Annotated in this window: 5 protein-coding genes; 1 reads left to right on the top strand and 4 read right to left on the bottom strand. The window is 62.3% G+C overall.

What is annotated here, in order from left to right:
• Positions 1-247 precede the first annotated feature (247 nt).
• Together ACLRGI_RS17265 and ACLRGI_RS17260 are read right to left on the bottom strand one after the other, a co-directional pair.
• Positions 248-1,435: a 4-hydroxybenzoate 3-monooxygenase gene (locus ACLRGI_RS17265; RefSeq protein ID WP_419202792.1), complete on the bottom strand. Its 1,188-nt coding sequence runs from the start codon at positions 1,433-1,435 to the stop codon at positions 248-250.
• Positions 1,436-1,552: 117 nt separating this feature from the next.
• The gene (locus ACLRGI_RS17260; protein ID WP_419202791.1) at positions 1,553-2,293 is read right to left on the bottom strand and encodes an IclR family transcriptional regulator; all 741 of its coding nucleotides are present in this window, start codon (positions 2,291-2,293) and stop codon (positions 1,553-1,555) included.
• 270 nt (positions 2,294-2,563) lie between these two features.
• Between ACLRGI_RS17260 and ACLRGI_RS17255 the strand changes: the two genes are divergently transcribed.
• Positions 2,564-3,982, top strand: coding sequence for an MFS transporter (locus tag ACLRGI_RS17255; RefSeq protein WP_419202790.1), 1,419 nt, complete (start codon positions 2,564-2,566; stop codon positions 3,980-3,982).
• A 20-nt stretch (positions 3,983-4,002) separates the two neighbouring features.
• Here the strand turns inward: ACLRGI_RS17255 and ACLRGI_RS17250 are convergent, their stop codons facing one another.
• Together ACLRGI_RS17250 and ACLRGI_RS17245 are read right to left on the bottom strand one after the other, a co-directional pair.
• Positions 4,003-4,416 carry an Hpt domain-containing protein gene (locus ACLRGI_RS17250; RefSeq protein ID WP_419202789.1) on the bottom strand — a complete coding sequence of 138 codons (414 nt, stop codon included), beginning with the start codon at positions 4,414-4,416 and terminating at the stop codon, positions 4,003-4,005.
• Positions 4,409-5,305 (bottom strand): signal peptidase I, encoded by an 897-nt coding sequence (locus ACLRGI_RS17245; protein ID WP_419202788.1) that lies wholly within the window; start codon positions 5,303-5,305, stop codon positions 4,409-4,411. The genes ACLRGI_RS17250 and ACLRGI_RS17245 overlap by 8 nt, the downstream gene beginning before the upstream one ends.
• Between the last annotated feature and the right edge of the window lie 263 nt (positions 5,306-5,568).

Below are 5,568 nucleotides of genomic sequence, written 5' to 3'. Positions count from 1 at the left end.
CAACCACCACCACACACCCCAACGAACATAAACACGCCCAAGAACAGTGCCGGGTACGGGTTCGGTTACACCCAGGGTGCGGGCGTGTGTTGCGGAGTAAGTACGGGCACGACGGCTGATGCGCGAGCCAACTCGCAGGAGGGCGCCGGGGTGTTGCCTGCTGCCTGCGTTCACGTGTGGCCGCCGCTACAGGCGTTTCATGTGCCACCGGCCGCTGCTGGGTTCATGTCTTACCGAACGGTCGGATCTACCGAACGGTGGGCCAACCTGTGTACGACTCCGCCAAATACGCCTTGGCATGCTCGGACGTAACCACGGAGTGAAGTTCACCGAGCTGGCGGGCGCGGTCGAAGTCGTCGGCTCCCGGCACGGTGTGCAGCATGGACGTCATCCAGTACGAAAAGTGCTGGGCCTTCCACACGCGGTCCAGGGCGCGGTCACTATACGAATCGAGCAGTGCAGTGGAGCCATTGGAGTAGAAGGAATCCAGGCCTTCGAAGAGCACCTTGACGTCATGAATGGCGAGGTTGAGGCCCTTGGCGCCGGTGGGCGGAACCGTGTGTGCTGCGTCGCCGGCCAGGAAGAGGTTTCCGTGGCGCATGGGGGTGTGCACGAAGCTGCGGAACGGCAGGACCATCTTTTCCAGGACTGGCCCCTCTTTGAGCTCGAACCCGTTGCCGTTGACGCGTTTGCGGAACTCGGTCCAAATGCGTTCGTCGTCCCAGTCGGCCACGTTTTCCTTGGGGTCACACTGGAAGTACATCCGCTGAACGGTTTCGGTGCGCTGGCTGATGAGCGCGAAGCCGTTCTCCGAGTTGGCATAGATGAGTTCGTCGGCACTGCGCGGCGCTTCTGCGAGAATGCCGAACCATGCGAACGGGTACTCGTGGAAATACCATTTGCGGTTGGCTTCGGGGATTTGGAAGCGGCAGTGGCTGCGTGAGCCATCGGCACCCACCAGGAAGTCCGCCTGAATTTCGTACTCCTGGCCCTCGGCGTCGGTGAACCAGACTTTGGGCTTGCCTTCGAGGTCGTGCACCGTGGTGTCCGTGACGCTGTACCGGACGTCGCCGCCGTCGGCCTCCCGCTTTGCTGCCAAGTCCATGAAAACGTCTGTTTGCGGATACAGCCACACGGATTCGCCCACGAGCTCCTTGAAGTTGATCCGATGGCTTTCACCGTTGAAGCGCAGCTCGATCCCGTCATGCCGGTCGCCTTCGCGCAGCACCCGGTCCGAGACGCCGGAATCGACCAGCAGATTCACGGTTCCGTGTTCCAGAATTCCGGCGCGGACAGTCTCCTGGATTTCCTTGCGGCTGCGGATTTCCACCACCACGGATTCGATCCCCTGCTTGGCGAGCAGGTGGGAGAGCATCAGTCCGGCAGGGCCAGCTCCCATGATGGCGACTTGAGTGGCAATGGGTGTACGTGTCATGGTGTTCCTCGCTTCGTTGCGGATCCCGGCTTGCTCGGAAGCGGGATGAATCTGAAATCAGTGTGACCCGCTGCGGGTGATCAGCGTTACATTGATTCCGTTGAACGGAAGCCGAAACTAATCACCCAGCTGGCGTCCGATCCCGCGGGCCGCTGTTTGAAGGGCAGGCACCAGCGCCTGCAACCGCATTTCGGCAAGGGGTACCACCACTCCGAGCGCCGCCACAGTGCGACGCTTACCGTCGATCACCGGCACGGCGATCCCCCACGTGTCCGGGTCCACCACCCCTGCCAACTGCGCGTACCCCTGTTGGGCCGCTTCAGCCAGGAGTTGGCGCACGACGTCGGCCGGCACCTTTCCGGACGGATCTGCGAACTGGCCGAGGTACTCCGCCTGCAACTCACGCGGCTGGTGTGACATCAGGGCCAACCCTGCGGAGGAAATGTGGACCGGCATTCGCCCGGCTATCCGGGCCCGGTTGGCCACCGATCCCCGACGTGATAGCCGCTCGACAAAAAGTGCTTCCCACCCGTCGAGCACAGCAAGGTTCACATTCTGATTAAGAACCTGCTGTATGTCCTCCATGAAGGGCATGGATGCCTGCCGAAGGACAAGCGTGGGCGAATTTCGGTTGACGAGCTCCCACAGACGCAGCCCGAGTCGAACAGTGCCACCAACGCCCAGATCCAACAGCCCATGTTCGGAAAGCTGCCGGACCAACCGATGGGCTGATGACAGCGGAAGTCCGGCCCTATCCGCCAATTCGCTCAATTGAAGAGAGGTCACCCCTTCAGGAAAAGCCTCGATAACCCGAACCACGCGGTCCACCACGGAATCGCCCGATGCTGAGTTGGCCACGATGCACTCCTACTTTCTCCGGCACTGGTTTCTCCGGTACTGGTTTTGTGCCACTGGTTTTGCACCATTGGCTTCTCTCCAGCACCGCGGTTCTTGAGCACTGCTTCTGGCCGTGGCTTCTTGGTAAATAGACGGGACGTCCAGGGTGCCGGCTTCCATTCAATGGTAGAACGTGTGCCGGGCAACATAGTGCGGTGATACAACTCTCATAACTGACCGATCGGCCGTTCTGCCGTCGGGACCACCAACCTGAGAAGTACCGAGGACGCTATGCCAACGATGTCATCTGCCCGCCGCTCCCAATGGCCTGTTTGGCTCTGTTGGCTGGCTATGGTCCTGGACGGCTTCGACCTGGTGGTCCTGGGCACGGTCATTCCAACACTCATCAAGACCGGGGAACTCGGCTTCGACGCCGTCGGAGCCACTTTCGCTGCCACAATTTCCTTGGTGGGGGTGGGCCTCGGCGCTCTCTTTATCGCGCCGCTCTCGGACAGGTTCGGACGCCGGAAACTACTGATTGCCTGCGTGGCCAGCTTCTCGCTGTTCACCATAGGAGTCGCTTTCGCCCCGAACGTCGCCGTCTTCTCGCTGCTGCGCATGCTGGCAGGGCTTGGGCTGGGCGCCTGCCTCCCCGCGGCTTTGGCGTACATCAACGACTACGCACCAGCCGGATCGGCCGGCAAGTCCACCACCCGGACCATGACCGGCTATCACGTTGGCGCTGTCGCCACGGCGCTGCTGGCGATTTTCATCGTTCCGAACTGGCGGCTGATGTTCATAATCGGTGGTGTCGCGGGGCTGCTGCTCCTGCCCTTCCTGTGGGCAAAGTTGCCGGAATCGCTCGCCGAAGCAGCCGCCGCCAAGACCGGCTCGGCGAAGACCGGCCCGGCAAAAGTTGGCCCGGCAAAAGTTGGCCCTGCCAAGACCAGCGAACTGGAGGCGAGCGAACTGGAGGCGAGCGAACCCTCGAACGCGACAACCGCCGTCGGGCATTCAAACAGCGGGCAATCAAGCAGCCGGAATGCAACCAGCGGGGATCAAACCAGCCGGCAACCTAACAGCGCCAAGCCAAAGACCGGCTTCCGCGACCTCCTGCAGAAACCGTACCCGCTGGTTGCAGTGGGTATTGGCATCGCTTCGTTCATGGGTCTGCTGCTGGTTTACGGCCTGAACACGTGGCTGCCGCAGCTGATGGCCGCGGCCGGCTACCCCGTCAGCACGGGCCTGACATTGCTGCTGGTCCTGAACCTCGGTGCCGTCGCGGGCCTTTTCGCTGCCGGAATCCTGGCTGACAAGCACGGGACCAAGAAGATCGTGCTGATGTGGTTCGGGTTTTCGGCGGTCTTCCTGGCCGTTCTGAGCGTCAAGATCCAGAACGAGTTCCTGCTCAACGCGGCCGTATTTGTCACCGGCGTTTTTGTTTTCAGCTCCCAGGTGCTGGTCTATGCATGGGTCAGCCAACTGTTCCCGCCCCGGCTCCGCGGAACCGCGCTGGGCTTCGCCGCAGGAGTGGGCCGGTTGGGTGCGATCGTTGGACCTGCCGTGACGGGAACCCTGGTCGCCGCGAACATCGCCTACCCTGCAGGCTTCTACGTATTCGCTGCAGCAGGCTTGTTGGCTGTGGCCGCGCTGTTCCTTGTCCCGCAGGAGGTCAAGACCGCAGAGGCCAGCGTGCCTGTAAACCGCTGAACCTAGCTTGGGCTCCAAACCTACGGGTGAGTCCGGGACCCTGGGCGGAGCGACTCCCGAGCCTGCCCCAGCAGCTGTGGTCCGGCAGCGTAACAGCGGTCCGTAGTCTTCTGGAGAGCCGGAAATGCCAGGGCTGCGGAGTCGAAGTGGTCTTCCCGGATCATCAGTTCGATGGCCCGGCACTGATCCTCAGTCTCCAGGGCTCCGACCATGGCCGAGGAAATCTTCAGACTCAGGATGGCGTCCATGCTCGCATTGACGTCGTGCCCGCACAGGCCGCTGGAAATGCTGTGAACCCGCTCCGGCAGCATGGACAAGTAGGTGGAGAGAAAACGGAGCGCTGGTGTTGAGTCTCCCAACTCATCAGCCAGCGCTTGCAGCCTGCACGGTTCGAGGGCTATTGCCTGCGGCGTGGGGCCCGGGTCCTCACTCACCGCTTGCTGCCTGGGGCGATGCGACGCCTTCCGGCGTTGACTTGTTGGGGTCTTTGCTCCAGATGGAGGCGAGCATTCCGATGACCAGGATGGTGGGTGCGCCGTACATGAGGATGTTCATGACGATGGGTTCGCGGAGGGCGCGGATGGCGTTGCCCACGTAGGGGATGGTGGCGATCTGCTTGTCCACGGTTTTGCCTTGGAGGGTCGCGATCCAGGGGTCGATTCCGTTGTTGGCGTCGCCTTTGGTTTGGACTGCGACGCCGCCGTCGGCGGTGGTGGTGATCTCGGTGACGCGGTGGGTTTCCACGCGCTGGTCTTCGACGGGGATGTGGTAGGTGATGACGTCGCCCACTTTGATGTCCGTGACGGGCGTGGGAATGGTGACGACGACGTCCCCGGGGTTGATCAGCGGGGCCATGGAGCCGGTGAGCATGGTTGAGGTCTGGTAGCCCAGGAACCGGGGTCCGATTGCCAGGAAGAGGAACACTATGGCGGCGAGGATCAGCATGCCCGCGCCGATGCCCTTGGCTACCTTGCCGGCAACCCGGCGGACGGCGCCCGGCTTGCCGCTGGCTACGGATGTGGCGGCAACGTCCGTTGGAATCACGACGGCGTCGGGCCGGGTTCCGGAGGCGGGCGTCGCTGTTTTCGCCCGGGCAGCTGGCGCCACGTTTTCGAGAGCCTGCTCAATTTCGATTTCGAGGACCCGCTCGGTTTCGAGGGCTTGCTCGATTTCGAGGACCCGCTCGTTTTCGAGGACCCGCTCGTTTTCGAGGACCTGCTCGGTTTCGCTTTCGAGAGCCTGCTCAATTTCGATTTCGACAGCCGCCTCGCCGGAACGCCGGCCATGAACTGCGGGTTCGTTGATGCTGATGATGGTGCTCATTGACTGGCGTTCCTTTCGTGGTTGGCGGCTTTACCGGCGGACCTGATCGGGCAGGGGGGCGCCCGACCAGGCCCGGCGGGGCTGTTGTTGTTGCGCTTTATTTGGTGGTTTCGGTGCGTTGGGTGCCGGTGAAGGCGAAGGCGATGGTGGAGGTGGCGCCTTGGAAGTCGTTGTTCGCGGTGGTGGGGAACGCGGTGGTGACTTTGAGGTTGTCGGTTTTGGCCGAGGTCAGGGCGGTGAGGTTGTTCAGGACCTTGTTCGCG

The organism is Paenarthrobacter sp. PPS72 (genome assembly GCF_048537125.1).
GTDB classification, from domain to species: domain Bacteria; phylum Actinomycetota; class Actinomycetes; order Actinomycetales; family Micrococcaceae; genus Arthrobacter; species Arthrobacter nitroguajacolicus_E.
This window is presented reverse-complemented; position numbering and strand designations above follow the sequence as displayed.